Origin of the sequence: Streptomyces sp. NPDC050636 (assembly GCF_040654775.1) — a bacterium.
Taxonomy (GTDB): Bacteria; Actinomycetota; Actinomycetes; order Streptomycetales; family Streptomycetaceae; genus Streptomyces.
Genome location: NZ_JBFAIP010000018.1, coordinates 29,749 through 56,107, shown reverse-complemented (window position 1 = coordinate 56,107; position 26,359 = coordinate 29,749). Strand labels below are relative to the sequence as shown.

Annotated in this window: 24 protein-coding genes; 16 read left to right on the top strand and 8 right to left on the bottom strand. The window is 70.4% G+C overall.

Annotated elements, in window-relative coordinates; all coding sequences use genetic code 11:
* Positions 1 to 181 precede the first annotated feature (181 nt).
* From AB0I10_RS16895 to AB0I10_RS16850, 10 genes are all read left to right on the top strand, one after another.
* Positions 182 to 1,300 carry a DUF2520 domain-containing protein gene (locus AB0I10_RS16895; protein WP_363153223.1) on the top strand — a complete coding sequence of 373 codons (1,119 nt, stop codon included), beginning with the start codon at positions 182 to 184 and terminating at the stop codon, positions 1,298 to 1,300.
* The gene (panC, locus tag AB0I10_RS16890) at positions 1,297 to 2,451 is read left to right on the top strand and encodes a pantoate--beta-alanine ligase (RefSeq protein ID WP_363153222.1); all 1,155 of its coding nucleotides are present in this window, start codon (positions 1,297 to 1,299) and stop codon (positions 2,449 to 2,451) included. Before AB0I10_RS16895 ends, panC begins: the two co-directional genes overlap by 4 nt.
* Entirely contained in the window at positions 2,448 to 4,175 is a 1,728-nt protein-coding gene (locus AB0I10_RS16885; protein WP_363153221.1) for an L-aspartate oxidase, read from the top strand. The genes panC and AB0I10_RS16885 overlap by 4 nt, the downstream gene beginning before the upstream one ends.
* Positions 4,172 to 5,248 (top strand): carboxylating nicotinate-nucleotide diphosphorylase, encoded by a 1,077-nt coding sequence (gene nadC / locus AB0I10_RS16880; RefSeq protein ID WP_363153220.1) that lies wholly within the window; start codon positions 4,172 to 4,174, stop codon positions 5,246 to 5,248. The genes AB0I10_RS16885 and nadC overlap by 4 nt, the downstream gene beginning before the upstream one ends.
* 5 nt (positions 5,249 to 5,253) lie before the next feature.
* A complete protein-coding gene (locus AB0I10_RS16875; RefSeq protein WP_363153219.1) occupies positions 5,254 to 6,051 on the top strand; it encodes a type III pantothenate kinase in 798 nt (265 codons plus the stop codon).
* Between the two features lie 107 nt (positions 6,052 to 6,158).
* The gene (locus AB0I10_RS16870; protein ID WP_363153218.1) at positions 6,159 to 6,800 is read left to right on the top strand and encodes a hypothetical protein; all 642 of its coding nucleotides are present in this window, start codon (positions 6,159 to 6,161) and stop codon (positions 6,798 to 6,800) included.
* A 62-nt stretch (positions 6,801 to 6,862) separates the two neighbouring features.
* Positions 6,863 to 7,042, top strand: a complete 180-nt coding sequence (locus AB0I10_RS16865; protein ID WP_363153217.1) for a hypothetical protein — start codon at positions 6,863 to 6,865, stop codon at positions 7,040 to 7,042.
* A 145-nt stretch (positions 7,043 to 7,187) separates the two neighbouring features.
* Entirely contained in the window at positions 7,188 to 7,673 is a 486-nt protein-coding gene (locus tag AB0I10_RS16860) for a BlaI/MecI/CopY family transcriptional regulator (RefSeq protein ID WP_363153216.1), read from the top strand.
* Between the two features lie 9 nt (positions 7,674 to 7,682).
* Positions 7,683 to 8,201: an amino-acid N-acetyltransferase gene (locus tag AB0I10_RS16855; protein ID WP_363153215.1), complete on the top strand. Its 519-nt coding sequence runs from the start codon at positions 7,683 to 7,685 to the stop codon at positions 8,199 to 8,201.
* A gap of 157 nt (positions 8,202 to 8,358) precedes the next feature.
* Positions 8,359 to 8,691, top strand: a complete 333-nt coding sequence (locus AB0I10_RS16850; RefSeq protein WP_363153214.1) for an Lsr2 family protein — start codon at positions 8,359 to 8,361, stop codon at positions 8,689 to 8,691.
* Here the strand turns inward: AB0I10_RS16850 and AB0I10_RS16845 are convergent.
* Positions 8,622 to 9,341 carry an SCO3374 family protein gene (locus AB0I10_RS16845; protein WP_363153213.1) on the bottom strand — a complete coding sequence of 240 codons (720 nt, stop codon included), beginning with the start codon at positions 9,339 to 9,341 and terminating at the stop codon, positions 8,622 to 8,624. The genes AB0I10_RS16850 and AB0I10_RS16845 overlap by 70 nt on opposite strands.
* A gap of 498 nt (positions 9,342 to 9,839) precedes the next feature.
* Between AB0I10_RS16845 and AB0I10_RS16840 the strand changes: the two genes are divergently transcribed.
* A complete protein-coding gene (locus AB0I10_RS16840) occupies positions 9,840 to 12,365 on the top strand; it encodes an ATP-dependent Clp protease ATP-binding subunit (RefSeq protein ID WP_363153212.1) in 2,526 nt (841 codons plus the stop codon).
* Between the two features lie 149 nt (positions 12,366 to 12,514).
* On the opposite strand, the gene AB0I10_RS16835 is transcribed toward AB0I10_RS16840, so the two are convergent.
* Positions 12,515 to 15,187 (bottom strand): NACHT domain-containing protein, encoded by a 2,673-nt coding sequence (locus AB0I10_RS16835; protein ID WP_363153211.1) that lies wholly within the window; start codon positions 15,185 to 15,187, stop codon positions 12,515 to 12,517.
* A 720-nt stretch (positions 15,188 to 15,907) separates the two neighbouring features.
* Here AB0I10_RS16835 and AB0I10_RS16830 point away from each other — a divergent pair.
* On the top strand, positions 15,908 to 16,600 hold the full coding sequence (locus tag AB0I10_RS16830; RefSeq protein ID WP_363153210.1) for a M23 family metallopeptidase: 693 nt from the start codon (positions 15,908 to 15,910) through the stop codon (positions 16,598 to 16,600).
* Here AB0I10_RS16830 and AB0I10_RS16825 read toward each other — a convergent pair.
* On the bottom strand, positions 16,582 to 17,196 hold the full coding sequence (locus AB0I10_RS16825) for a TetR/AcrR family transcriptional regulator (RefSeq protein ID WP_363153209.1): 615 nt from the start codon (positions 17,194 to 17,196) through the stop codon (positions 16,582 to 16,584). The two genes, AB0I10_RS16830 and AB0I10_RS16825, sit on opposite strands and share 19 nt — an antisense overlap.
* A gap of 208 nt (positions 17,197 to 17,404) precedes the next feature.
* On the opposite strand from AB0I10_RS16825, the gene AB0I10_RS16820 reads away from it, so the two are divergent.
* A complete protein-coding gene (locus AB0I10_RS16820; protein ID WP_363153208.1) occupies positions 17,405 to 18,916 on the top strand; it encodes an MDR family MFS transporter in 1,512 nt (503 codons plus the stop codon).
* 498 nt (positions 18,917 to 19,414) lie between these two features.
* Here AB0I10_RS16820 and cseC read toward each other — a convergent pair whose 3' ends face one another.
* The 3 genes from cseC to AB0I10_RS16805 are packed head-to-tail and all read right to left on the bottom strand — an operon-like array spanning position 19,415 to position 21,945.
* Positions 19,415 to 20,716 (bottom strand): two-component system sensor histidine kinase CseC, encoded by a 1,302-nt coding sequence (cseC, locus tag AB0I10_RS16815; RefSeq protein WP_363153282.1) that lies wholly within the window; start codon positions 20,714 to 20,716, stop codon positions 19,415 to 19,417.
* Between the two features lie 8 nt (positions 20,717 to 20,724).
* Positions 20,725 to 21,435: a two-component system response regulator CseB gene (cseB, locus tag AB0I10_RS16810; protein ID WP_363153207.1), complete on the bottom strand. Its 711-nt coding sequence runs from the start codon at positions 21,433 to 21,435 to the stop codon at positions 20,725 to 20,727.
* Between the two features lie 9 nt (positions 21,436 to 21,444).
* On the bottom strand, positions 21,445 to 21,945 hold the full coding sequence (locus AB0I10_RS16805; RefSeq protein ID WP_363153206.1) for a hypothetical protein: 501 nt from the start codon (positions 21,943 to 21,945) through the stop codon (positions 21,445 to 21,447).
* Positions 21,946 to 21,961: 16 nt separating this feature from the next.
* On the opposite strand from AB0I10_RS16805, the gene AB0I10_RS16800 reads away from it, so the two are divergent.
* Positions 21,962 to 22,174: a hypothetical protein gene (locus AB0I10_RS16800; RefSeq protein WP_363153205.1), complete on the top strand. Its 213-nt coding sequence runs from the start codon at positions 21,962 to 21,964 to the stop codon at positions 22,172 to 22,174.
* Positions 22,175 to 22,282: 108 nt separating this feature from the next.
* On the opposite strand, the gene AB0I10_RS16795 is transcribed toward AB0I10_RS16800, so the two are convergent.
* Both AB0I10_RS16795 and AB0I10_RS16790 read right to left on the bottom strand, forming a co-directional pair.
* Positions 22,283 to 22,834 (bottom strand): SigE family RNA polymerase sigma factor, encoded by a 552-nt coding sequence (locus AB0I10_RS16795; protein WP_363153204.1) that lies wholly within the window; start codon positions 22,832 to 22,834, stop codon positions 22,283 to 22,285.
* A 356-nt stretch (positions 22,835 to 23,190) separates the two neighbouring features.
* Positions 23,191 to 24,147 (bottom strand): A/G-specific adenine glycosylase, encoded by a 957-nt coding sequence (locus AB0I10_RS16790; RefSeq protein WP_363153203.1) that lies wholly within the window; start codon positions 24,145 to 24,147, stop codon positions 23,191 to 23,193.
* A 284-nt stretch (positions 24,148 to 24,431) separates the two neighbouring features.
* Here AB0I10_RS16790 and AB0I10_RS16785 point away from each other — a divergent pair, with 284 nt between their 5' ends.
* Together AB0I10_RS16785 and AB0I10_RS16780 are read left to right on the top strand one after the other, a co-directional pair.
* Positions 24,432 to 25,169 carry a hypothetical protein gene (locus AB0I10_RS16785; RefSeq protein WP_363153202.1) on the top strand — a complete coding sequence of 246 codons (738 nt, stop codon included), beginning with the start codon at positions 24,432 to 24,434 and terminating at the stop codon, positions 25,167 to 25,169.
* A gap of 330 nt (positions 25,170 to 25,499) precedes the next feature.
* Positions 25,500 to 26,327, top strand: coding sequence for a hypothetical protein (locus AB0I10_RS16780; protein WP_363153201.1), 828 nt, complete (start codon positions 25,500 to 25,502; stop codon positions 26,325 to 26,327).
* Positions 26,328 to 26,359: the final 32 nt, after the last annotated feature.

Sequence of the window (26,359 nt, the reverse complement as noted above, 5' to 3'; positions counted from 1 at the left end):
CCAGCCCTGTGGATAACTCTCGGAAGTGGGCGGGAAAAGGGCGGAAGAGGAGGGATACGCACGCCCGGGAGAGGCCCGTCTCACCCTCCGTACAGCGCAGAAGTCCGCCGGAAACACTCGCGTAGCATGGCGATGAATCGTCCGGTACCCCCCGCGGACTGGAACGGAAGGCCATCGCCGCGTGAACGCAAACCCACCCATCGAGGCCCAGGACCGCCCCGCCCGGCTCACTGTCGGAGTCGTCGGCGCAGGTCGTGTCGGGCCTGCCCTCGCTGCGTCGCTGCAGCTCGCGGGGCACCGCCCGGTTGCCGTCTCCGGAGTCTCCGACGCCTCCGTACGCCGGGCCGCCGCGCTGCTGCCCGACGTCCCGCTGGTCTCCCCCGCCGAGGTCCTCGTGCGCGCCGATCTCGTCTTGCTGACCGTCCCCGACGACGCCCTCGCCGGCCTGGTGAGCGGCCTCGCGGAGACCGGCGCCGTGCGGCCCGGCCAGCTGCTGGTGCACACCTCCGGGCGCTTCGGGACCGCGGTGCTGGACCCGGCCACCCGCGCCGGCGCCCTGCCGCTCGCGCTGCACCCGGCCATGACGTTCACCGGCACCCAGGTGGACGTCCAGCGGCTGGCGGGCTGCTCGTTCGGTGTGACCGCGCCCGACGAACTGCGGATGGCCGCCGAGGCGCTGGTCATCGAGATGGGCGGGGAGCCCGAGTGGATCGCGGAAGCGGCCCGTCCGCTCTATCACGCGGCCCTCGCCATCGGCGCGAACCACCTGGTCACGCTGGTCGCCCAGTCGATGGAGCTGCTGCGCGAGGCCGGTGTCGGGGCTCCGGACCGGATGCTCGGCCCGCTGCTCGGCGCGGCCCTGGACAATGCGCTGCGGTCCGGCGACGCCGCCCTGACCGGCCCGGTCGCGCGCGGCGACGCGGGCACCGTCGCCGCCCATATCGCGGAGCTGCGCAAGCACGCTCCGCAGAGCGTCGCCGGATATCTCGCCATGGCCCGTACGACCGCGGACCGGGCGCTGGCCCATGGCCTGCTCAAGCCGGAACTGGCCGAGGATCTGCTGGGTGTCCTCGCCCATGTGCCCAATGCGTCCGATGTGTCCGCGGCGCCCGAGGTGCTCGATGCACCAGAAGCCTCTGAGGGGACTCCTGACGCGCCTGACGGGACTCCTGACGAGGCTCCTGACGGGACGCGTGACGACGGCGGACAGGATGCGCCCGACACCCGCGCCCCCGACCCCGAAACCCCCCAGACCCCGGACGACACCCCCGACTCGGGCCCCCAGGGAGGCGACCGATGACCACCCCGCCCCCGCACGCCCACCCGGCCCCGGGATCGCCGCCGCCCACGTCCCCGCCCCCACCCATCCGGCTCGTGCACACCGCCGCCGCCCTGCGTGACCTGCCGCACCGCAGCGGCCGGCGTGCGGTCGTCATGACCATGGGCGCGCTGCACGAGGGCCACGCCACCTTGATCCGCGCGGCCCGTGCCCGGGCCGGGCGACAGGGCCAGGTCGTGGTCACCGTCTTCGTCAATCCGCTCCAGTTCGGCCCCGCCGAGGACCTCGACCGCTACCCGCGCACCCTGGACGCCGATGTCGTGCTGGCCGGCGAGGCGGGCGCGGACGTCGTCTTCGCGCCGTCCGTCGACGAGGTCTACCCGGGCGGCCGGCCGCAGATCGGGATCGCCGCGGGCCCCATGGGCACCCTCCTGGAAGGCGCCAGCCGCCCCGGGCACTTCGACGGCGTGCTGACCGTCGTCGCCAAGCTGCTGCACCTCACCGCGCCGGACGTCGCGTTCTTCGGGCAGAAGGACGCCCAGCAGCTCGCCGTCATCACCCGGATGGCCGCCGACCTCAACTTCCCCGTCGAGATCGTCGGCGTCCCCACGGTCCGCGAGGACGACGGACTGGCCCTCTCCAGCCGTAACCGCTACCTCTCCGCCGCCGAGCGGCGCACCGCGCTCGCGCTGTCCGCGGCGCTCTTCGCGGCCCGCGACCGGCTCACCGCCGAGGAAGCGCTGCGCGCCCGCGCCGCTTCCAGCGGGCAGGCCGCGCAGCGCCGTTCCGCGGCGCTGGCCGCCCTCGGCGAGGACCGGGCCGCCGCCGACGCGCACGCCGTCGCCTATGCCGCCGCCGCGCTGCCGCACGGCCCGTCCGCGGCGCGCTCCGCGGCCCACGCGGTCCTCGACGACGCCACCCGCCTCGACCCGCCGCTCGAACTCGACTACCTGGCCCTGGTCGACCCGTCCGACTTCACCGAGATCCCGGACGGGTACGAGGGCGAGGCGGTCCTCGCGGTCGCTGCCAAGGTCGGCACCACCCGCCTCATCGACAACATCCGCCTCACCTTCGGCCGCCAAGCCGCCCCCGGGACGACGGCGCCCCACGGGAGCGCAGCCACCCCCGCCACCCACACCGACCCCCAAGGCCCCCTCGGAGCGACCCGATGACCGCCACTGGACCAGGTGCCGACCCCGGCACCACCGGCATACGCCTGACCGCCCCCGCCCCCGGCTGGTCCATCGATGCGGATGTCGTCGTCGTGGGCTCCGGGGTGGCCGGCCTGACCGCCGCCCTGCGCTGCGCCGCCGCCGGCCGCAGGACCGTCGTCGTCACCAAGGCCCGCCTCGACGACGGCTCCACCCGGTGGGCGCAGGGCGGCATCGCGGCGGCCCTCGGCGACGGCGACACCCCCGAGCAGCACCTGGAAGACACCCTCGTCGCGGGCGCCGGACTGTGCGACGAGGCGGCCGTACGGGCCCTCGTCACCGAAGGCCCGGCCGCCGTCCACCGGCTGATCGGCAGCGGCGCCCGCTTCGACACCGCACCCGGCACCGACCGGATAGCGCTCACCCGTGAGGGCGGCCACCACCGCAGCCGCATCGCGCACGCCGGCGGCGACGCCACCGGGGCCGAGATCACCCGCGCGCTCGTCGAGGCGGTCCGCGCCGCGGGACTGCGCACCATCGAGCACGCGCTCGTCCTCGACCTCCTCACCGACACCGAGGGCCGTACGTCCGGCGTCACCCTGCATGTGATGGGGGAGGGCCAGCACGACGGCGTCGGTGCGGTACACGCCCCGGCGGTCGTCCTGGCCACCGGCGGCATGGGGCAGGTCTTCTCCGCGACCACCAACCCGGCCGTCTCCACCGGCGACGGGGTGGCCCTCGCGCTGCGCGCCGGCGCCGAGATCTCCGACCTGGAATTCGTCCAATTCCACCCCACCGTCCTGTATTTGGGGCCGGACGCGGAGGGCCAGCAGCCGCTGATCTCCGAAGCGGTACGGGGCGAGGGCGCCCATCTCGTCGACGCCGACGGCATCCGCTTCATGGCCGGGCAGCATGAACTCGCCGAGCTCGCCCCGCGCGACATCGTCGCCAAGGCGATCATGCGCCGCGCGCACGAACAGGGCACCGAGCACATGTACTTGGACGCCCGGCACTTCGGCGCCCAGATGTGGGAAAACCGCTTCCCGACCATCCTCGCCGCCTGCCGCGCCCACGGCATCGACCCGGTCACCGAGCCCATACCGGTCGCCCCGGCCGCGCACTACGCCTCCGGCGGCGTACGCACCGACCTGCACGGCCGGACGACCGTGCCCGGCCTCTACGCCTGCGGCGAGGTCGCCTGCACCGGTGTCCACGGCGCCAACCGGCTCGCCTCCAACTCCCTCTTGGAGGGCCTGGTGTTCGCGGAGCGGATCGCCGCGGACATCGCCGCGGGGCCCGTACGGCGGCCTGGGGAACCCCGGCTGCCCGAGGGGCCGCCCGTACCGCTGCTCGCGCCGGAGGCCCGGTTCGAGATCCAGCGGATCATGACCGCGGGCGCCGGCGTGCTGCGCTCCGACGCGAGCCTGTCGGAGGCGTCCGCAGCGCTGATCCGGATGACCGCCCGGGCCCGCGCCGAGTCCGATGAGGGCAAGGCCGCCGAGCCCGGCGTGGAAGCATGGGAGGCCACGAACCTCCTGCTGGTCGCAAGGGTCCTGGTCTCCAGCGCCCGCCGGCGTGCGGAGACCCGTGGCTGCCACTGGCGCGAGGACCACCCCGACCGGGACGACCCGGTCTGGCAGCGCCACACCCTGATCACCCACCGTCCGGCGCACTCTCTGGTCCACAGAGCCACGGACTCCGCCGACTTTCCCGCCCTCTACCCCGATACGGAGCCGACCCCGTGAGCAGCACCTCCGACGACCTCCCCCTCCTCCAGATCGGCGGGCCCTCGAACGCCCCCAGTGGCGGCGGCTGCGGCGACGCCTGTGGCTGCGGCGCCGATGACGCGACGTACGAGCTGGACCCGCTGACCTGCGGCCTGGACCCCGATCTGGCCGCGCTCCTGGTGGCCGCCGGGCTCGACCCCGTCCAGGTCGAGGACATCGCGCACCTCGCCGTCGAGGAGGACCTCGACCAGGGCGTGGACGTCACGACCGTGGCGACCATCCCCGAAGACGCGGTGGCGACCGGCGACTTCACGGCCCGCGAGGCCGGTACGGTCGCCGGGCTGCGGATCGCCGAGGCGGTGCTGTCCATCGTGTGCACCGACGAGTTCGCGGTGGAACGGCACGTCGAGGACGGCGACCGGATCGTCGCCGGCCAGAAACTGCTGTCCGTCACCACCCGCACCCGCGATCTGCTCACCGCCGAGCGCAGCGCGCTGAACATCCTGTGCCGGCTGTCGGGCATCGCGACGGCGACCCGGGAGTGGGCCGACACCCTTGAGGGCACCAAGGCCAGGGTCCGGGACACCCGCAAGACCACTCCGGGGCTGCGCTCCCTGGAGAAGTTCGCGGTGCGCTGCGGCGGCGGCGTCAACCACCGGATGTCGCTGTCCGACGCGGCGCTGATCAAGGACAACCATGTCGTCGCGGCGGGTGGCGTCGCCGCGGCGTTCACGGCCGTACGGGACGGGTTCCCCGGGGTGGCGATCGAGGTGGAGGTGGACCGGCTCGACCAGATCCCGCCGATCCTCGCCGAGGGCGCCGATCTGATCCTGCTGGACAACTTCACGCCGGAGCAGACCCGGGAGGCCGTGGACCTGGTCGCGGGCCGCGCGATGCTGGAGTCCTCCGGCCGCCTCACCCTCGCCAACGCCCGCGCGTACGCCGAGACCGGCGTGGACTACCTGGCCGTGGGTGCGCTCACGCACTCCTCCCCGATCCTCGACATCGGCCTCGACCTGCGCGAGGACGAGGCTGAGGACGAGGACCGCGCGGTGCCGGCCACCGACGACGACGGGCACGAGGGCCGCTGACCGCCATGCTGCTGACCATCGACGTAGGCAACACCCACACCGTCCTCGGCCTCTTCGACGGCGAGGAGATCGTCGAGCACTGGCGGATCTCCACCGACGCCCGCCGCACCGCGGACGAGCTGGCCGTCCTCCTCCAGGGCCTGATGGGGATGCACCCGCTGCTCGGCGAGGAGCTGGGCGACGGCATCGAGGGCATCGCCATCTGCTCCACCGTCCCCTCCGTCCTGCACGAGCTGCGCGAGGTCACCCGCCGCTACTACGGGGACGTCCCCGCGGTCCTGGTGGAGCCGGGCGTCAAGACGGGCGTGCCGATCCTCATGGACAACCCGAAGGAGGTCGGCGCCGACCGGATCATCAACGCCCTGGCGGCGGTCGAGCTGTACGGCGGGCCCGCGGTGGTCGTCGACTTCGGTACGGCCACCACCTTCGACGCGGTCAGCGCGCGCGGCGAGTACGTCGGCGGCGTGATCGCGCCGGGCATCGAGATCTCGGTGGAGGCGCTGGGCGTCAAGGGCGCCCAGCTCCGCAAGATCGAGCTGGCCCGGCCGCGCAGCGTCATCGGCAAGAACACCGTCGAGGCGATGCAGTCCGGCATCCTCTACGGCTTCGCGGGCCAGGTCGACGGCGTGGTGCAGCGGATGGCGCGGGAGCTGGCCGAGGACCCGGACGACGTGACCGTGATCGCCACCGGCGGGCTGGCCCCGATGGTGCTGGGCGAGTCCTCGGTGATCGACGAGCATGAGCCCTGGCTGACGCTCATCGGGCTGCGGCTGGTCTACGAGCGGAATATCGCCCGGTCGTGAGTGCCGTACGCGTGCGGTGGTGCGGCTTTTGACCGCGCCACCACACGTCACGCGCCACCACACACCAATTAAGCGGCTTTTGTCTGAATTGGTCGTAAAGTCGCGGCATGCCTATGCCATACGGATCCCGCGGCGGCATGGCGTTCGGCGCTGAAGAGTTGCGTGTCCTCCGTCGCGCCCTCGCCCATGCCTTGCAGTCGACGTCCCACCCCGCCCCGCTGGGCACCCTCGGCCCGGACGGGTCGGACGACATCCAGGACTACCTCCGGCTGGCCGAGGCGGTGGACGAGGCGGTCCGCGAAGGCGGCCGGCTGCGCGCCTTCCTGCACGCCGACCTCGCCCGCTACCGCGACGCCCTGCCCGGCTCGGCCGCCGGCTACCTCGTACAGCTCCGGGAGGCCCTGAGGGCCGGCTACGTCCCCGGCCCCGCCGACCTCGCCGCCCTGCGCGACCTGGGCGCGCGGAGCACCAGGGTGCCCGAGAGGGCCCGCCGTGCCGCACTGCTCCGCCGCTGCGAGCAGCTCGCCGAGCGCTCGCAGCGCACACGGCTGCGCGCGCTGCCCGGCGGCCGCTCGGCGCGTGAACCGGAGCGTGAGCGGGAGGGAGAGCCGGAGCCGCAACCGGAGCCGCGGCCCACGCGGGAGCCCCAGCCGAAGGGCCCGCGGCCGGACCGCCCGATCCCCACACCCGGCGAGGTGTTCCCACCCCGCCGCAAACCCGCCCCGCCCCCCGAGAGCCGCACCGCCTGAGCGCTGCGTACCCTGACTGCGTACTCTCGGAGGCTCACGCCCTTTAAGGAGGCCCCACGCCCATGGATTACATCGCAGCGCTGCTTCCGCCCGTAGTGATGGCCGTGGCCTTCATCGCCCTGATCGTGACGATCGTCAAGAGCCAGGGCGGCGAGAACAAAACCAAGGAAGACGCCGCCGTGGATGCCGCACTCGGCCGCGCCGACTCGGTCCGCCAGGAACCCACCGCACGCCGAGTCTGATCGGCTCATCGCCCGCAGCCTATTCATGCGGCATGTGCGCACCGTACGACCCGGGATTGCCCATCTCGGGTCGTACATCCTTTTTCCGGCGTAAACGCAACGAGATCAACCGGCATTCGCGACATCTCCCACTATTGTTCTTAGTGTGCCGAGAGCCTTGGGTGATCTGGAAGACGCGGTGATGACGCGGGTCTGGGAGTGGAACCGCCCGGTCACCGTTCGAGAAGTCCTGGAAGATCTGCAGAAGGAACGGTCGATCGCCTACACGACGGTGATGACCGTATTGGACAACCTGCATCAGAAGGGCTGGGTGCGCCGTGAAGCAGAAGGCCGCGCCTATCGATATGAGGCGGTCTCCACTCGCGCCGCCTACTCGGCCGCACTGATGAACGAAGCATGGTCCACCAGTGACAACCCCGCCGCCGCTCTTGTGGCCTTCTTCGGCATGATGTCGCCGGAACAACGACAAGCTCTGCGGGATGCCGTACGGATGGTTCAAGTCGATGAACCGCCGGAAGCGGACGATCCCGCGGAAGTCGGTGAACGGGAACCCGCACCGGAAGCGGAACCGGAAGCCGCATCCGCCGAAGGGGAAGAACCCGGGGCGGGCGCCAGGGGCAAGGGGCGATAGCGTCCGGACATGCCTCCGCATTCAAAAGGCCTCACCGTCCGCCGTGCCAGGACCAGCGATGTACCGGCCGTACGCCGCCTCATCGACGCCTACTCACGCGACGGGATCCTGCTCGACAAAGCCACCGTCACGCTTTACGAGGACATCCAGGAGTTCTGGGTGGCCGAGCGCGACGAAGACGCCGAGGTGGTCGGCTGCGGGGCACTCCACGTGATGTGGGAAGACCTCGCAGAGGTGCGCACTCTCGCGGTGGATCCGCAACTGAAGGGGTCGGGAGTCGGCCACCAAGTCCTGGACAAGCTGCTGCGTACCGCGCGCTGGCTCGGAGTACGGCGCATTTTCTGTCTCACCTTCGAAGTCGACTTCTTCGTCAAGCACGGCTTCGTGGAGATCGGCGAGACTCCGGTAGACGGTGATGTCTACAGCGAGCTCCTGCGTTCCTATGACGAGGGCGTTGCCGAGTTCCTCGGTCTCGAACGAGTGAAGCCCAACACCCTGGGTAACAGTCGCATGCTTCTGCACCTGTGATCAGCGTTCTATGTCCGAATCGCTCCCCTATCTCATGGGTACGGAAGCAAGTGTTCCCCGGCCGGTGGGCAACTGAACCCTACCCAAGGGTTTGTGTTTTTCCCGGAAAAGCGGTTTGCTTTCTGTTGTAATCCGCATTCGATGAAAGGGATTCCCGGTGGCACAGAAGGTTCAGGTTCTTCTTGTCGACGACCTCGACGGCGGCGAGGCCAACGAGACCGTGACGTTCGCGCTTGACGGCAAGTCCTACGAGATCGACCTCTCCGACGGCAACGCGCAGAAGCTGCGCGAGTCTCTCGGCGAGTTCGTGAAGGCCGGCCGGAAGACCGGTGGCCGTTCCGGTGCCCGCGGCAAGGTGCGTGCGGCGTCCGGCGGCAGCCAGGACACCGCGAAGATCCGCGCATGGGCCAAGGAAAACGGCTACAACGTCAACGACCGCGGCCGCGTCCCCGCCGACATTCGCGAGGCATTTGAGAAGGCCAACGGCTGATCGCCGCACGCGCGATCCGATTGGGCATTACGAGCACGCAGCAGCCGGGCGCGGTGGCATTCCGTTGCTGCCGTGCTCACGAGTCGCACGAGATCGGGGGCGCCCCCACCGTCCCCGTTTCCCGCCCCGGCGGCCATGAGCTGTGGGGCGGGCAGGGAATTCGCCATCTCGCGGCCGGGCTCGGGAGGCCGCAACCATCCGGCGGCCTCCCGCGAGCCGAATCCGCAGGATGACGGCAGGTATGCCGACGGCCCGCTTGATGGCGGCGCCGTAGTGGGGAACGACGGTGCGGGCATCCGGTCTCCGGTTCCCCGCGCGGTGAGATCCGGTGCCAGCGCACCCCACTCCAGCCATTCCAGGATTCCGGGAAGTTCCTCGGCGCCGCCGGCCGCGATGAGCATGAGCAATTTCGGCCGATGAACCGTGCGTTTCCCGTCGCGTCCGGCTCGCAGCAGCGCCACCGGACCGGTGTACGGAATGCGCCGCAGTACGGCACTTCCCGCGTCGGCCGGCATCTCCAGGACGTCGAAACGCAGCCCCGTGAGCAGTTCCACCGGCTCCGTGCCGGTGGTCGGCCAGCCCAGCTCGTCCTCGTACCACCTGCGGACGGCGGCAAGAGGCGTACGGGGTCGCGGAAGGGCGCGGGCCATGCCCGGTGCAACTCCCACACACCCGTGAAGTTACGCTGGGTTGATTGGTGAATACCCAGGGTGCTCAAAGAGGGGGCGTGACAGTGCATTCGGTGGCGTGTGGATGTTCGCCCGTAGCGGATGGAAGGGCCCCGCGCCGCATGGAGTGTCAGTGGCAGCGGGTAAGACAGTCTCAGTGGGAAAAAACGGTGTGACCGCGCGTAATGCGCGCCGCTCGTACTGACGGCGGGCGGTGGACGGGCGTGTCGGCACGGCCCGCGTTCGCCATCGGCGTAGTAGCGGAGGGCGTATATGCCTGGCCTGCGGGAACATCGTCTCGCACCATCGAGTTGGAGCAGATGTCAGCTGTTCGGCAGTAACTTTCCCCGCCAGCGCGGGGGTGATCCGGACGGGTGTCGGCAGTTGGAATGAGCTGTCCCGCCCTGCGGGACTAGCATGCGGAAGGACAGGGAGGGGATCGTCCCCGATCTTTCTGACCGCTCTGAGGAGCGATTAACGATGTTCGAGAGGTTCACCGACCGTGCGCGGCGGGTTGTCGTCCTGGCTCAGGAAGAAGCCCGGATGCTCAACCACAACTACATCGGCACCGAGCACATCCTCCTGGGCCTGATCCACGAGGGTGAGGGTGTCGCCGCTAAGGCCCTGGAGAGCCTCGGGATTTCGCTCGAGGCGGTCCGCCAGCAGGTGGAGGAGATCATCGGCCAGGGCCAGCAGGCCCCGTCCGGGCACATCCCCTTCACCCCCCGTGCCAAGAAGGTCCTGGAGCTGTCGCTCCGCGAGGCCCTCCAGCTCGGCCACAACTACATCGGCACCGAGCACATCCTGCTCGGCCTGATCCGCGAGGGCGAGGGCGTCGCCGCCCAGGTCCTCGTGAAGCTGGGCGCCGATCTCAACCGGGTGCGGCAGCAGGTCATCCAGCTGCTCTCCGGCTACCAGGGCAAGGAAGCCGCCACCGCCGGCGGCCCGGCCGAGGGCACCCCCTCGACCTCGCTCGTCCTGGACCAGTTCGGCCGCAATCTCACCCAGGCCGCCCGGGAGACCAAGCTCGACCCGGTCATCGGGCGCGAGAAGGAAATCGAGCGGGTCATGCAGGTGCTGTCCCGCCGCACCAAGAACAACCCGGTCCTCATCGGCGAGCCCGGCGTCGGCAAGACGGCGGTCGTCGAGGGCCTGGCGCAGGCCATCGTCAAGGGCGAGGTGCCCGAGACCCTCAAGGACAAGCACCTCTACACCCTCGACCTCGGTGCCCTGGTCGCCGGCTCCCGCTACCGCGGTGACTTCGAAGAGCGCCTGAAGAAGGTCCTCAAGGAGATCCGCACCCGCGGCGACATCATCCTGTTCATCGACGAGCTCCACACCCTGGTGGGTGCGGGCGCCGCCGAGGGCGCGATCGACGCCGCGAGCATCCTCAAGCCCATGCTGGCGCGAGGCGAGCTGCAGACCATCGGTGCCACCACGCTCGACGAGTACCGCAAGCACCTGGAGAAGGACGCGGCCCTGGAGCGCCGCTTCCAGCCGATCCAGGTCGCGGAGCCGTCGCTGCCGCACACCATCGAGATCCTCAAGGGCCTGCGGGACCGCTACGAGGCGCACCACCGCGTGTCCATCACGGACTCCGCCCTGGTCGCCGCGGCCACCCTCGCCGACCGCTACATCTCCGACCGCTTCCTGCCGGACAAGGCGATCGACCTGATCGACGAGGCCGGCTCCCGGATGCGGATCCGCCGCATGACCGCGCCGCCGGACCTGCGCGAATTCGACGAGAAGATCGCCGATGTGCGCCGGGAGAAGGAGTCCGCGATCGACTCGCAGGACTTCGAGATGGCCGCGGGCCTGCGCGACAAGGAGAAGCAGCTCCTGGCCGCCAAGGCGAAGCGGGAGAAGGAGTGGAAGGCCGGCGACATGGACGTCGTCGCCGAGGTGGACGAGGAGCTGATCGCCGAGGTCCTGGCGACGGCCACCGGCATCCCCGTCTTCAAGCTCACCGAGGAGGAGTCCTCCCGGCTGCTGCGGATGGAAGACGAGCTGCACAAGCGCGTCATCGGCCAGAAGGACGCCATCAAGGCGCTCTCCCAGGCCATCCGCCGTACCCGTGCCGGCCTGAAGGACCCCAAGCGTCCCGGTGGCTCGTTCATCTTCGCCGGCCCGTCCGGTGTTGGTAAGACCGAGCTGTCCAAGACGCTCGCGGAGTTCCTGTTCGGCGACGAGGACGCGCTGATCTCCCTCGACATGTCGGAGTTCAGCGAGAAGCACACGGTCTCCCGGCTGTTCGGTTCGCCTCCCGGCTACGTCGGCTACGAAGAGGGCGGCCAGCTCACCGAGAAGGTGCGTCGCAAGCCGTTCTCCGTCGTGCTCTTCGACGAGGTCGAGAAGGCCCACCCGGACATCTTCAACTCGCTGCTGCAGATCCTGGAGGACGGTCGACTGACCGACTCCCAGGGCCGGGTCGTGGACTTCAAGAACACGGTCATCATCATGACGACCAACCTCGGCACCCGGGACATCTCCAAGGGCTTCAACCTCGGCTTCGCGGCCCAGGGCGACACCAAGTCCAGCTACGAGCGGATGAAGAACAAGGTCAACGAAGAGCTCAAGCAGCACTTCCGCCCCGAGTTCCTCAACCGTGTCGACGACACCGTCGTCTTCCACCAGCTGACCGAGGAAGACATCATCCAGATCGTCGACCTCATGATCGCCAAGGTGGACGAGCGGCTCAAGGACCGCGACATGGGCATCGAGCTCAGCGGCGAGGCCAAGTCGCTGCTGGCCAAGCGCGGGTACGACCCGGTGCTCGGCGCCCGTCCGCTGCGCCGGACGATCCAGCGCGAGATCGAGGACTCGCTGTCGGAGAAGATCCTCTTCAGCGAGCTGCGTCCGGGCCACATCGTGGTCGTCGATGTCGAGGGCGAAGGTGAGAGCGCCAAGTTCACCTTCCGCGGCGAGGAGAAGTCGGCCCTGCCGGACGCCCCGCCGATCGAGTCCGCGGCCGGCGGCTCGGGCCCGAACCTGAGCAAGGACGCCTAGCCAGCCGCGTAGGCATACGGCACTGCCCCGGAACCGTTTCGTACGGTTCCGGGGCAGTTCTGCGTGACGGGGTGGTTCCGTGTGAAGGCCCGTATCGATCCGTGTGAAGCCCCGTATCAAGGGGCCGCTCCGGCTCACCGGCCGGTCCACTACAGCTGGATGACGCGGATGCCGTCGGGGACACCGGTCACCGGGGGAATCCGGTTGCCGATCCTGAGGGTGTCGAGCTTCGGGAACGCGGACAGCCACTCCATGGAGACGCCCAGGTCATAGGCGAGCCACAGCCGGGTCAGGCCATCGGCCGGGGCGATGCCCTCGATCAGCTGGCCGGGGGTGAAGGGCCCGGCGATCTGCAGATGGGGCCGGCCGCCGAGGCGGCGTAGGGCGTGCAGTTCCTCCAGGTCGGAGACCGGGAAGTACAGTTCGGCCGGTTCGAGGTGGGCGATGATCTCGCGGGCGTAGCGGGCGGTGTCATAGCGCCGCCAGGCCCCCGCGAGCTGCGCCCGTACGTCGTGGTGCGCGCGGTCCCGCAGGCCCGTCAGATAGTCGATGGCCATGTCGTCGGCGATGGAGGTGGCGGTGATGGCGAGGAGGCAGGCCTCGTCGTCGGAGACATCCGCCGGGTCCGGCAGCATCTCCAGCACGATCGGCCCGATCCAGCCCAGGGTGCGGGCGGCGGACGGGGTGCTGGGGCGCACCATGTCGCGGGTGAAGCGCTGGACGCGGGCGCGGACCGCGGGGTCCAGCTCGCTGGCGTGTTCCAGGCAGGCGGCCGCGAGCAGCTTGCGGTGCCGGGCCTCGGCGGCCCGTACGCCGGGGTGCGGGGCGAGCAGGCCGTCCAGGAGGGCCGCGCACTCGTCGGGGCGGGCCAGCGCCACGGCCATCCGGATGACGTCCTCCCAGTCGTCGTGGTGGGCGTGGTCGAGGAGCAGCCCGAAGTCGTGCCGCTGAACGGTGGCGCGGGCGGAGAGATAGTCCTGGAAGGTGCGGTGCACGAAGTCGACGGTGCCGGGGGTGGGCTCGCGCAGCAGGCCGGTGCGGTTGAGGAGATGCCGGTAGACGTCCTTGGGGCCGCCCTGCCGGGCCGCGTCCGGGATGGCGGGCAGATGCTCGGCGAGCGTGTCGATCGCGACGTCCTGGTCCATCTCGGAGCGGCCGTTGATCAGCATCCAGTGGGCGAGTTTCTGCAGCAGCTGGATCTTGGGCTGCCGGGGCAGATCGACGCCGTCGGTGGGGACCATCGCCCGCTCCCGGTCGCGGCGCTCCAGCAGCATGGACAGCGCGGCGTCATAGAGCTCTTTGCGGCCGTTGGGCAGATAGCCGCGGCGGTCGCGGTGCAGGGCGCACAGCAGGCCGCACATCAGCGGATTGGTGGCCAGCCGGCCGAGGTCGCGGGTGATGCGGACGGCGTTGAGCAGGGTGTGCTCGTAGTGGTCGAGGCGGTCGAGGTCGGCGGGGTTCTGCTGGGCGGCGGCGCGGTGCCAGCGCTGGATGAACGCGGCGACGTCCTCACGGCTCATCGGCGCCAGTGACAGCTCGGTGAAGCCCTCGGCGGCGAGCCAGTTGTCGCGGACGGCGGAGGGCCGGGAGGTGACGACCCAGATGTTGCCGGGGTAGCGGGCGGTCCAGCCGCGGAGCTTGCGGCGGAGCAGTTCGCGGTCGCTCTCGGGGGCCTCGTCGATGCCGTCGATCAGCAGCAGGGCGCGGCCCGAGCCGAGGACGCGGTCGGTCCAGCCGGTCGGCTGGGACGCGGCGCCGGGGTAGCCGACGGCGGTCAGGAAGGAATCGGGGGAGGGGAAGCCGTCGCGGGCGAAGCGGCGTACGGGGAGCAGGAACGGCACCCGGCCGCGGAGCGCGGCCAGAGCGTCGGGCAGCTCGTCGCGGGTGGTGGCGACGGCCAGCCACTGCAGCAGCGTCGTCTTGCCGGAGCCGGCGACGCCCCGTACCAGGACCCGGCTGCGGCCGGACAGCGCCTGCTCGGCGGGGACCGGCGGCTCCCCCTGTCCCGCGGCGCCGTCGGGGGCCGGCCGCGCCCCGCCGGCCCCCTCGGTGCCGATGTGGCCGGGCTCGCACTGGAGGCCCAGGTAGGCGGCGTCCAGCGGCCAGCTGTCGGGGGAGTGGGCGAGGTCGATGCCGAAGATCGTCAGGTGGTTGTGGAGGACGGCGGTGTCGTGGGCGAAGCGCTCCTCGAAGGCGGCGTCCTCGGCGGAGCGGGATGACGGCCGGGCACCGGGTGCCCCGTGGCCGTGGACCAGCTCGGCCAGCGTGCGGCTCTGCTCGACGAGGGTGCGGGCGACAAACGCCGAGCGCTGGGTGAAGAAGTGCAGGATGTGCAGCGCCGCGGCGTCCAGCAGCAGCGCGTAGAGCCGGGTGCCGTCGGCGGTGAGCCGGTGGGTGACGCCGGGCACGGTCGCCCCCAGGCGGCGGGCGAACTCGGCCGGTAGCAGCCGGGCGGCCTGGAGATCGTCCATCTCGATGTCGCCGAGCGCCTGCAGCGTACGGGCGAGCGCCTCGGCGACGTCCTGGTCCTCAGCGGCGCCGATGGGCCGCTCACCGTTGCTCTCGTCCCCCAGGGCCCGCTCGACGAGGGCCGCGGCGAGGCGGTCCAGGTCCCGCTCGGTACGGGTGGGCTTCTCGCCGGCGAAGGAGACCAGGCGGGAGATGCGCACGGGCCGGTCGAAGAGGTCGGCTCCTGGTTCTCCCGGCTCTCCCGGCCGTTCCGGCTCTCCCGGCCCTTCCGGCCGTTCGTGGACGAACAGCGTGCGGATCAGCGGATCGAGGACATGCGGCGTAAGGCGGGCGGCGATGCTCGTGGGATCCATGCGTTCCCCGTAACTGCGTTTCAGGTCAAGGTCGTTGAAGGCGGGCAGGCACTCAGCCTAGGCGAGCGGACGGGATGGGGGTCCCCCCTGCTCCTTAGGAGCTTGGGGGAGGGCAGGTGCGGGATGCCGCGCGCCCATTTATCCCAATTCGGACATTTCCCAGCCTTTGGGTAACTCACGTCACAAAGCCGGGGTAGCCCAGGTCACAAAACCCGGGTAACTCAGGTCACAAAGGCCGGGTAACTCACGTCACAAAGGCTTTGAGTAACTCAGGTCACAAGGGCTTTGGGTCCGGGGTGGACGCACAAAAGGCCCGTGGAAAGCCATTTGATCTCGTGTGCTCGTGACATGCCGCACACGCGATTCCGGGCCTACTAAAAGAAATAGGGGAAGTGTGTCGCGGGGATTCGGGGTCCCCGGCGGCCGGGAGCGGGGGGTGCGCGGAGGGGGCGTGGCGGGCCGTCGGTCACCCCAGGGACGTATGGGGAAATGACCAGTTCAACGGGGGTATGTAAGGCGTCTGCCTGGCTTCGACATGTCCTAGTTCGGGCGTTTGGTGGTGGGTCGTCGAGGGTGCCGCAAGGGGGTCAATTCCCCGGGGTCCAATACGGGCCCGGGTAGTAGAAAGGGGCCTTGGCGGGACGGCGAAGGCGGGTTACCAAGGAATGGCGATCCCGGTCCGCAGCCGGGAACCAATCATTTTCTGGAGGTCAAACCCGCATGTCGAAGTTCGCCGCCATCCGTAATTCCAAGAACTCCGCTCTGCACACCCGAGTCGCCGTTGTGGCCGCCGGTCTCGGCGTTACCGCCGCGCTCGGCGCCGGTATAGCCAATGCCGCCGACTCCAGCCTGTCGAACCTCGCCTCGGGCGTCGGCCCGGCGGTCAGCAAGCAGGCCGACGCGCAGGTGAAGGCCGTCGCCGACGCCAAGAAGGCCGCCGCGAAGGCCAAGCAGGCCAAGGCCGAGGCCAGGAAGGCCGCCGCGAAGAAGGCCAACGGCTGGGTGACGCCGCTCGACAAGTACACCCTGGGCTCGACCTTCGGTCTGGCCGGCAACATGTGGGCGAGCAGCCACAGCGGCCAGGACTTCGTCGTGCCGTCCGGTACCTCCGTGAAGTCCGCGCACACCGGCACCGTCGTCAAGGCCGGCCCCAACGGTGGCGGCGACGGCCCGGCGTACGGCAACGCCATTGTGATCAAGCACGGCAACGGTACGTACACCCAGTACGCGCACCTGTCATCGATCCAGGTCCACGTCGGCCAGCAGGTCGGCACCGACCAGGAGATCGGCCTGAGCGGCAGCACCGGCAACTCGTCCGGCCCCCACCTGCACTTCGAGGTCCGCACCGGCCCCAACTACGGGACGGGCATCGAGCCGACCGGATTCCTGCGGGCTCACGGCGCTTCCGTCTGAGCTGAGTCCGGCCGGGCTGGCCGGCGGCTCGGCGGGTTCGCCGCCGTGACCAGTTCTGTGGCGACCTCGAGGATGGCCTTGCGCTTCTCCTCGGGGTCGCCCTTCATGTTCTGCATGGCGAACAGGCCCGCGTGCATCGAGAACAGCGCCGTGATGCAGCGCACCTGATCCACCAGCTCGGCGTCCGGTTCCTTCAGGAGGTCGAAGAGGGTCAGCATCCGCTGCTTGAAGCTTTCGCCGATGCTCAGATCGCGTACCGCGGCCTGGTTCTCCTGCATGAAGCGGAAAAGCCGCTCGCCGACGCGCAGCGACTCGCTGTAGCGGCGGATCAGCTCCTGCTTGGTCTCCAGGGTGCGCGGCTGCGTCCCGGCCCAGGCGATCAGCTCGTCTATCGGCCTGGCCAGATCCTGGAACAGGCTGATGATGATGTCTTCCTTGGTCTTGAAGTGGTAGTAGAGCGCCGCCTTGGTGACATCCAGCTTCTCGGCGATCTCGCGCAGCGAGGTCTTGTCGTAGCCGTGTTCGGAGAACAGCTCCAGAGCGACGTCCTGGATGCGCTGACGGGTGTTGCCCCTGCGCGCCTGCGATGTGCTCATGGTGCTCTCCTGCGTTGTCGATGCCGACCAGGGGCCGTTCGGGCTGCCGAATTCAACTTACTTGACGACCGGCTAGTTGCGCCCTACCGTCATCACTGTACAGAACTAGCCGGGCGGCAAGTAAGTAGTTGTGGAGTGATGTGGGATGTCGCAGCGAAACGCGACCCCAGCGGGGGAAATACCAGCGGGGGAAATACCGGCGGACGAGATGCAGAAACCGGCGCCGGACGAGGGGAAACAGCCGGCCGGCGTGCGGGTGGTGCTCTTCGCGCTGATGATCGCGATGCTGCTCGCGATGCTGGACAACATGATCGTCGGCACCGCGATGCCGACCATCGTCGGTGAGCTGGGCGGTCTGGAGCACCTGTCCTGGGTGGTCACCGCATACACGCTCGCCACCGCCGCCTCGACCCCGATCTGGGGCAAGCTCGGCGACATGTACGGACGCAAGGGCGTCTTCCTGGCGTCCATCGTGCTCTTCCTGATCGGCTCCGCGCTGTCCGGCATGGCCCAGGACATGGGGCAGCTGATCGGCTTCCGCGCGGTGCAGGGCCTGGGCGCGGGCGGCCTGATGGTCGGTGTGATGGCGATCATCGGCGATCTGATCCCGCCGCGGGAGCGCGGCAAATACCAGGGCATGATGGCCGGCGTCATGGCCGTCGCAATGATCGGCGGACCGCTGGTCGGCGGCACCATCACCGACCACCTCGGCTGGCGCTGGAGCTTCTACATCAACCTGCCGCTCGGCGCGATCGCGCTGGTCATGGTGACCGCGGTGCTGCATCTGCCGAAGAAGCGGTCGCAGGCCCGGATCGACTACGTCGGCGCCGCGCTGCTCACCGTCGGCATCACCTCACTGGTGCTGATCACCACCTGGGGCGGCACCGAGTACGACTGGCTCTCGAAGGAGATCATCGGTCTCGGGCTCCTCGGCGTCGTCGCGCTCGCCGCCTTCCTCCTGGTGGAGCGCAAGGTCACCGAGCCGGTGCTGCCGCTGCACATCTTCCGCAACGGCAACTTCTCGCTCGTCACCGTCATCGGCTTCCTGGTGGGCTTCGTGATGTTCGGGTCGATGACGTTCCTGCCGCTGTTCCAGCAGACCGTGCAGGGCGCCTCGGCCACCAACTCCGGGCTGCTGTTGCTGCCGATGCTGCTCGCGATGATGGCCGTCTCGCTGTTCGCGGGCCGGGTCACCACCACGACCGGCAAGTACAAGATCTTCGTCGTCGTAGGTGGCGGGCTGATCACCGCCGGACTCGCGCTGCTGTCCCTGATGGACACCGGCACCACACGCTTCACCTCGGGCGCCTTCATGGCGGTGCTCGGCGCCGGCATGGGCTTCCTGATGCAGACCACGATGCTGATCGCGCAGAACAGCGTCGAGATGAAGGACATGGGCGTCGGCTCCTCCTCCGCCACCCTCTTCCGTACGATCGGCGGCTCCTTCGGCGTCGCGATCTTCGGTGCGGTCTTCACCAGCAAGGTGCAGACCGCGATGACCGAGCGGATCGGCGGGGCCGGCGACAAGCTGACCAGCGGCGGCGCCCAGATGGACCCGAAGAGCCTGGCCAAACTGCCGCCGATGATCAAGGACGCATACGCCCACGCGGTCGCCACCGGCACCCACCAGGTCTTCCTGTGGGGCGCAGTGATCAGCATCATCGGCTTCGCCGCGGCCTGGTTCCTTAAGGAGGTCCCGTTGCGGGGCGCTGGCGCTTAGCTTGGGCCGGCTTGGTTGCTCGCCGTTTTCGGCTGTCCCGCCGGTCCGCTGCGCTTTGCCTGAGCCGTCTTTGGCTGTCCCGCCGTGGTGGTTACGCGCCGTTGCGCCTGCGGCGGGGCTGTTGCCGCTGCGCGGGGCTGTCGGGTGCGGTTCCGGACCTCCGGACTCCGTCCTGCGGTCCGGCCCCTCCCGTTGACTGTGGGAAAAGACGGTGGGGGTGCACGTAAGCGATCACGCTTGCCCAGTGGACGAGTCGCCCAGTGGACGAGTCATGGGGAACTGGACACTCAACGTCCGCCCCCACTCGGTTCCTCCACCCACCCACGGGAGGGGACAGCCCGCAGGACGGAGTCCGGAGGGCTGTCACCGCACCCGACAAAACCACGCCCGCCGCAGGCGCAACGGCGCGTAACCACCACGGCGGGACAGCCAAAGACGGCTCAGGCAAAGCGCAGCGAACCGGCGAGCAACCAAGACGGCCCAGGCAAAGCGCAGAGGCTAGCGATCCGGAAGCTGGATGACCGGAAAGCTCCCGGTCGACGTCGGTGCGTTCTCCGGGAGCCACAGCACCGAGACGGCACCGGTCGACCCGTCCGTCAGCTCGTCCGCGTTGCGGAACGTCAGACGGGCGCCCAGGACGCGCGCCTGACCGGCCGCGATCGTCAGGCCCAGGCCGTGGCCGCGGCCCGACCGGTCGCTGCTGCCGGTACGGAACCGGCTCGGGCCCTCACGCAGCAACGCCTCGGGGAAGCCCGTCCCATGGTCGCGGACCCGCAGCACCCGGCCCTCGACGGTGACCTCGATCGGCGGTTTGCCGTGCCGGGCGGCATTGGCGATGAGATTGCCGAGAATCCGCTCCAGGCGGCGCGGGTCGGTCGTGACCTCCGCATCCCGCACGACATCGATGCCGATGTCCGGGTTCAGGGAGCGCACACGGCGGGTGACGAATTCGCCCAGCGCGACGTCCTGCAGCTCGGCGCGCTCCGCATAGCCGTCGAGCCGGGCCACCTCCAGCACGTCCTCGACGAGGGTGCGCATCGCCTGCGCCCGGTCCCGTACGAGCTCGGAAGGGCGGCCTGGCGGCAGCAGCTCGGCGGCGGTCAGCAGGCCGGTGACCGGCGTGCGCAGCTCATGCGCGATGTCGGCGGTCACCCGGCGCTCCGCCTCGATGCGCTGCTGGAGGGCGTCCGACATCGCGTCCACGGCCCAGGCCAGGTCGTCCGTCTCATCCCTGACCCGGCCGCCGACCTCGTCGCGGATACGGACCGACGTGTCGCCGTCGGCGAGCCTGCCGACCGCGGCCGCCGCCGTGCGCAGCCGCTTGGAAAGCCGCCCGCCGACCAGGACGCCCAGCGCGCAGCCGCCCACCACGACCGCCGTCGAACCGATGACCAGCGCCCGGTCCAGGTCGTCCAGAACGGCGAACCGGTCGGGGAACCGGTCGTGCATGGACAGCACCCTGCCGTTGCCGAGCGGGGACGCCGCCCACACCTCGGGGACGGTCTCCCCGGTGTCCTGGAGATACGTGGCGCGCTCGCCGCCGGCGACCTCGTCACGCAGCGGCTTCGGCAGCGCCGGGTCGTCTATCCGGGCACCGAACTGCAGCTGGTTCGTGGACTCGAAGATCTTCTGCGTGAAGTTCAGCCGCTCGATCTGTACATCGCGGCTGTTTTCGAGCATGGAGGCGCGGGCGGCATTGTGTACGACGAGGCTCAGCGCGATCGCGACCAGCGCTCCGACGAGCGCGATCGCGGCGCTGAGCTTCCACCTCAGACCCGTCCGCAGGGCCACCCTGACCACCGCGGCCATCAGCCTCTCAGCTTGTAACCGAAGCCGCGGACCGTCTCGATCCGGTCCTGCCCGATCTTTCCGCGCAACCGCTGGACATGAACGTCCACGACCCGGGTGTCACCACCCCAGCCGTAGTCCCACACCCGCTCCAGCAGCCGGTCACGCGAGAGGACCGTACCCGGCGCGTGCGAGAACTCCAGCAACAGACGCATCTCGGTCGGCGTCAGCGCGACGTTCTCGCCGCCCTTGCGGACCTCCATGCCCTCGGTGTCCACCTCAAGATCACCGAAGCGCAGCACCGCCTCGGCGGGCCCGGCCACGTCCACCGCGCCCGCGCCGTTGCCGTCCGGGCCGCTGGCGTGCCCGAAGCGGCGCAGCACGGCCCGTATCCGGGCGACCAGCACCGCGCCGTCGAACGGCTTGGTGACGTAGTCGTCGGCGCCGGCCTCCAGACCGAGCACCACATCGATGGAGTCGGCACGCGCCGACAGCATGATCACGGGAACGGTGGACTCATCGCGGATCCGGCGGCACAGACTGACGCCGTCGAGCCCCGGCACCATCACATCGAGCAGCGCGATGTCGGGGCGGTTCGCGCGGAACGCCTCCAGGCCCGCCAGCCCGTCGGGCATCGCGGTGACCATGAAGCCGTCCCGTTCCAGAGCGAGCTGGGTGGCCTCGCGGATCACATCGTCGTCCTCGACGAAGAGCACATGGGTGTCGGCCATGCGGTTGTCTCAACCCTCCGATCCCGTGCCGTCGTCCGGCTCCACGCCGTTGACGGTGGTCTTGCTGTAGTCGGTGTAGTGGCTGGCGCGCCGGGTGAAACGACCATCCGCCCAGCGGTAGATCGTCACATCCTCGCCGGACGGGTAGCCCACCTTGTCGCCTGCCTTATAGGTCTGCGTGGAGGTCTCCAGCTCGCCATTGTTGACCGCGGCGCTGACCGACGGCTGCTCATCGGCGAACACATTCTCATAACCGCCCGGCGCACCTCGGTCCCTACGGTAGACGTACGAGCCGATACCGACCGAGTCCGCGCAGGTGAGGACATTGACGATCACATCGCGGGACTTGCCGCCGGTCAGCGACGCATACGACACCTCGACCGGGTACGCATCGGCCGCACACGGTGCGGCCAGCGACTTCTTCACATAGTCGCCGACCTTCGGGTCGTCCCTCATCAGCGACACCACATCGACCTCGTCACCGCCCCCGGACGACGACGGCGCGGGCACAGCACTCAGCGAACCCTTGGGCGCGGGCGAGCTGCTCGCCGACCCCTCGGTGCGTACGCCACCGCCCCCCGGATTGCACCCGGACAGCAAAAGGCCGACGGCGGCCACCCCCGCCGTGGCCGCGCCGCCTTTGGTCAACCCGCTCCTGGTCAACCTGTTCCTGGACAATCCGCTCCCGCTCACCGTGCTGCTCGCACAGCCGCTGATCCCGCTGCTGTTCCTGTGGTGATTGTGGCGCGTAAAGCTGTGCGCCGTGTTGTGAGCCCTGAATTACGCCCGGTCCGCCGTGCCGACCTGCGCGCTGACCTGCGTGCTCCCGGGTGCCGTACGCCGCCGGTCAGGCCGCGCACCGCTCCCGCTCCCGCTCGCCGCGCTCCAGGATCCGCGCGTCGATGTCGCGGTTCTCCAGCTCCTGACGGAGCCGGGCCAGTGCCCGGTGCAGGGTGCTCTTGACCGTACCGGTGGACATACCGAGCGCCGCAGCGGTCTCCTCGGTGCTCATCTGCTCCCAGTGCCGCAGGACCACGACGCTGCGCTGCTTGGGAGCCAGCACCCCGAGGATGTCCATCAGCAGGGCGCGGTCGGCGCGCTGCTCGGTGCCGTCGTCCACGCTCGCGTCCGGGAGCTGCTCGGTGGGCACCTCCTCCAGCTTGCGGGCCCGCCACCACTCCGTCCGGGTGTTGATCATGACGCGGCGGAGGTAGGCGTCCGCCAGGGACTTGTCCGCGATGCCGTCCCAGCGGCCGTACGTGCGGACCAGGGCCGTCTGGAGCAGGTCCTGGGCATCCACCGGGTCGGGTACCAGGCGCCGGGCACTGCGCAGCAGAGCCTCCTGCCGCGTACGTACGTACTCTTCGAAGTCCAGTACCTTGCCGCCGCTGGTCGCCATTCCGACGCCTCCGATCCGCTTGCGTTCCCCACGTTGACTGCGCTGGCAGTCATCTCCAGCACGAGGAAGACGCTACGGAGGGGGTGTTGCGACGTAATGTGCGTCGCCCCCACAGCGAATGCACGGAAAACCCTCGGTTGTGTAACAGCGCTCCAGGGGTCATACCTTGGGCGGACGGGGGGCCCTGGCGGGTCATACTCCGGGGGGAGGGTCACCCCCACCGGAAGACCTATGGGCTGCATGGCGGCCGCATGCGGCCCGCACAGCGGCGGTAATCAAGCCGCTTCGGGGTCATTTTCCGGCCATCCGGCCCAAGTGATGCAACGGCCCGAAGCCACCGGCACCCTGGGTGACCGTTACGTCAGCGGCAGCCGGTACCGGCCACCACTGAGCGGCTCGACCAGGCCGTCCGCCACCAGCCCGTCCAACGCACGGGCCCGCTGCACCGGCTCGTCCCACACCGCGTCCAGCACCACCTGCGGCACCGGCGCAACAGCCTCCCGCAGGACGGCGAGCAGCTTGCCGCGCACCTGCCGGTCCGTACCGGCATAGGTCTGCGTACGGCGCGCCGGACCCTCGTGCGCAGGGGAACCGGCCAGCCGCCAGGCACACTGCGCGACGATCGGGCAGCGCACACACTCGGGGCCGCGCGCCGTGCACACCAGCGCGCCCAACTCCATCGTGGCCGCCGCCCAACGCGCCGCGAGCGTCTCGTCCTGGGGAAGCAGCGCACGGGCGAGCTTGCGTTCGGCGGCGGTGGTGGCGTTCGGCGGGTACTGACGGCCGGCGACGGCGCGCGCGAACACCCGGCGCACATTGGTGTCCAGCACCGCATGCCGCTGCCCGTACGCAAAGGACGCCACGGCGGCGGCCGTGTACTCGCCGACGCCGGGCAGCGCCAGCAACTGGGCGTGCTCGCGCGGGACGTCGCCGCCGTGCCGCTCTTGTATGGCCGATGCGGCGGCGTGCAGGCGCAGCGCGCGCCGCGGATAGCCGAGCCGGCCCCAGGCGCGCACCGCCTCGCCCGGCGCCTCGGCGGCCAGGTCGGCGGGGCGCGGCCAGCGGGCCAGCCACTGCTCGTACACCGGCAGCACTCTGCTGACCGGCGTCTGCTGCAGCATGAACTCGCTGACCATTACGCCCCAGGCACCCGCCTCGGGGCGGCGCCAGGGCAGATCGCGGGCGTGCTCGTCGAACCAGGCGGTGACCGGGCCGTGCAGGCCGGTCCCGTCGGCGGTCTCCGCGGCGGAAGCGGCGGAAGCGGTCTCGGCGGCGGCGGACGTGGCAGTGGTGGTGGCAGGCGTCGAAGTCATGGCACCACCGATCCTGGCACGCCGAGCGGCACCCGGGTAACGCACCGGGCCCGCCCCGCCGCACGCCCACCCGCACGCAGCACGGCCGGATGCGCACGGGTGGGGGCTACCGGCGGTACGGGGGCGAGGTGGAGGAAGGGGAGAAGGCACGCCCCGAGCTGCTCGGCCACGTCTCGGCCAGGCCAACTCGCTCCCCTCGCCTCGTTCCCCTGCCCTCGCCCCCTCGCTCCCCTCGCCTCACTGCAAACCGGCTACAATCCGAAGGAATTGATTACTCTCCGTAATTGTTGCTCGTAATAGTGGAGGCGGCGAGCGAGGATGCGGGTATGGCGGAGATGAGCGGTGAGGGCGGCGCGGCGGGCGTGGGCGGCGCGGCGGGGGTGGCGGGGGCCGGTGCTGCGGGGGCGGCAGGCGGTGCGGCCTGCCCGGAGGCGATCCGGCGGGCGCTGGCCGGGCATACGACGATGACGCTGGCGTACGTGGACGAGGACGGGCCGCAGGCGTGCGCGGTGCTGTACGCCGCGGAGGAGGCGTACGTATGGGGGGCAGGCGGGAGTGTCGGGCCGGCCGGTGTCAAGGCTGCTGGGCCGGGAGGTGCCGGGCCTGCCAAGCCTGCCAGTGCCAAGCCCGCCGGTGCCGGGCCCGCCGGTGACGGGCCCGCTGGGCGGATCGCTGCCGGTCCCTCGTTGTACTTCGTCAGCGCGACCACGACGCGGCACGGCCGGGCCCTCGCGCAGCCGGGCGCGCGGGTGGCGTTCACGGCGCAGAAGGACGGCCAGGAGTGGACCGGCCTGACCGGGCTGCAGGGCCGGGGCGGTTGCCGCCCGCTGACCGGTGCCGAGCGGGAGGCCGGCTGGCGCGTCTACACCGAGCGCTTCCCCTTCGTCGTGGCCGGCGAGCAGCTCCGCGCGGCCCTGGAGCGGACCACGCTGTGGGAACTGCGTCCCGACTGGCTTCGGCTGATCGACAACGGCCAGGGCTTCGGGCACAAGGAGGAGTGGCGGCGGCCGGACGCCCCGTAAGGCGGTCGGCCCTGGCGGGGCTCCCCGCCCCTTGGCCTTGCCGGGTTTCCCGCTCGTTCTGCCCCTTGGCCTTGACGGGGTTCCCCGCTCGTTCCGCCCGTTGGCCCTGCCGGGGTTTCCCGCCCGTTCCGCTCCTTGACCCCGCTGGGGTTTCCCGCTCATCGGCCCCGCCGGGGCTCCCCGTACGCGCTCATGGGATGTGGAGGAGACGTGAGGGGGATGGGGGAAAAGCGGTCGGGGGTGCGTCTCCGGGCCGATCATGGGAAAAGTTGCAGCTTCGTGCGGCGGGTACTGGCCGGTGCGGCTGCGGATCTCTCGTAGAGTTTCCGCGTGGGATCACTGCGCAATCCGATCGGGCCGCTTCCCTCCTCCATCTACTGGCGGCGGAGGGCCGTTGCGCTGGCCATCGTCACACTGCTCGCCCTCCTGGTGGTGTGGGCGCTCAACTTGGGCGGAAACAGCGGCAAGACCGGTGACGAGGGCAAGGGCGCGGAGGGCTCGGGGCCCGCTGCGTCGATCACGCCCGGCCCCTCCGGTACCGGGCCCGCGATCAGTCAAAAGCCGGGCGGGCGCGACAGTTCGGGCGGCGGCGGTGAATCGGGTTCGGACTCCGGTGGCGGATCGGGCTCTTCGGGCGGCGGGTCCGGAGCGGGTGGCTCCGGCGGTGGCACAGGCGGCGGTTCGGGCTCCGGCGGCAGCGTGCCGATCGGGGAGGGTTCGGGCAGCGACGCCGTACCGGCCGGCTCTCCTCTCCCCAACTGCACTTCCGACACTGGGAAGTTGACGCTGCGCAGCGTCAAGGACTCCTACAAGCCGGGCGAGAAGCCGAAGTTCGAGCTGACGGTGAAGAACACGACGGGTTCCGCCTGCAAGGTGGACCTCGGTCGGAAGGCGGCGGTGCTCACCATCACCGACGACACCGCGGACGACGACCGGGTCTGGGCCTCCAACGACTGCCCGTCGGGCACCGGCTCCGCGCTGCTGCAGGTCCCGGCGAAGGGCGCCGTGAAGCGCACCGTCGAGTGGGACCGCCGGGCGAGCGCCCCCCAGTGCGCGACGCCGAGCGCGGCCGCGGTCCCGGCCGGCAAGTACCGCATCGAGGCCGAGGTGCCGGGCCTGTCGCCGGTCCACACGTACTTCGTGCTCGGCAAGGGCTGAGCGGTCCCGCAAGGGCTGAGCGGTCCTGCCAA

Bases quoted from the DNA above. Each gene is read 5' to 3' on its own strand.
- panC (WP_363153222.1), top strand. From the start codon at position 1,297: ATGACCACCCCGCCCCCGCACGCCCACCCGGCCCCGGGATCGCCGCCG.
- AB0I10_RS16885 (WP_363153221.1), top strand. From the start codon at position 2,448: ATGACCGCCACTGGACCAGGTGCCGACCCCGGCACCACCGGCATACGC.
- AB0I10_RS16875 (WP_363153219.1), top strand. From the start codon at position 5,254: ATGCTGCTGACCATCGACGTAGGCAACACCCACACCGTCCTCGGCCTC.
- AB0I10_RS16870 (WP_363153218.1), top strand. From the start codon at position 6,159: ATGCCTATGCCATACGGATCCCGCGGCGGCATGGCGTTCGGCGCTGAA.
- AB0I10_RS16865 (WP_363153217.1), top strand. From the start codon at position 6,863: ATGGATTACATCGCAGCGCTGCTTCCGCCCGTAGTGATGGCCGTGGCC.
- AB0I10_RS16855 (WP_363153215.1), top strand. From the start codon at position 7,683: ATGCCTCCGCATTCAAAAGGCCTCACCGTCCGCCGTGCCAGGACCAGC.
- AB0I10_RS16845 (WP_363153213.1), bottom strand. From the start codon at position 9,341: ATGGCCCGCGCCCTTCCGCGACCCCGTACGCCTCTTGCCGCCGTCCGC.
- AB0I10_RS16840 (WP_363153212.1), top strand. From the start codon at position 9,840: ATGTTCGAGAGGTTCACCGACCGTGCGCGGCGGGTTGTCGTCCTGGCT.
- AB0I10_RS16835 (WP_363153211.1), bottom strand. From the start codon at position 15,187: ATGGATCCCACGAGCATCGCCGCCCGCCTTACGCCGCATGTCCTCGAT.
- AB0I10_RS16830 (WP_363153210.1), top strand. From the start codon at position 15,908: ATGTCGAAGTTCGCCGCCATCCGTAATTCCAAGAACTCCGCTCTGCAC.
- AB0I10_RS16825 (WP_363153209.1), bottom strand. From the start codon at position 17,196: ATGAGCACATCGCAGGCGCGCAGGGGCAACACCCGTCAGCGCATCCAG.
- AB0I10_RS16820 (WP_363153208.1), top strand. From the start codon at position 17,405: ATGCAGAAACCGGCGCCGGACGAGGGGAAACAGCCGGCCGGCGTGCGG.
- cseB (WP_363153207.1), bottom strand. From the start codon at position 21,435: ATGGCCGACACCCATGTGCTCTTCGTCGAGGACGACGATGTGATCCGC.
- AB0I10_RS16795 (WP_363153204.1), bottom strand. From the start codon at position 22,834: ATGGCGACCAGCGGCGGCAAGGTACTGGACTTCGAAGAGTACGTACGT.
- AB0I10_RS16790 (WP_363153203.1), bottom strand. From the start codon at position 24,147: ATGACTTCGACGCCTGCCACCACCACTGCCACGTCCGCCGCCGCCGAG.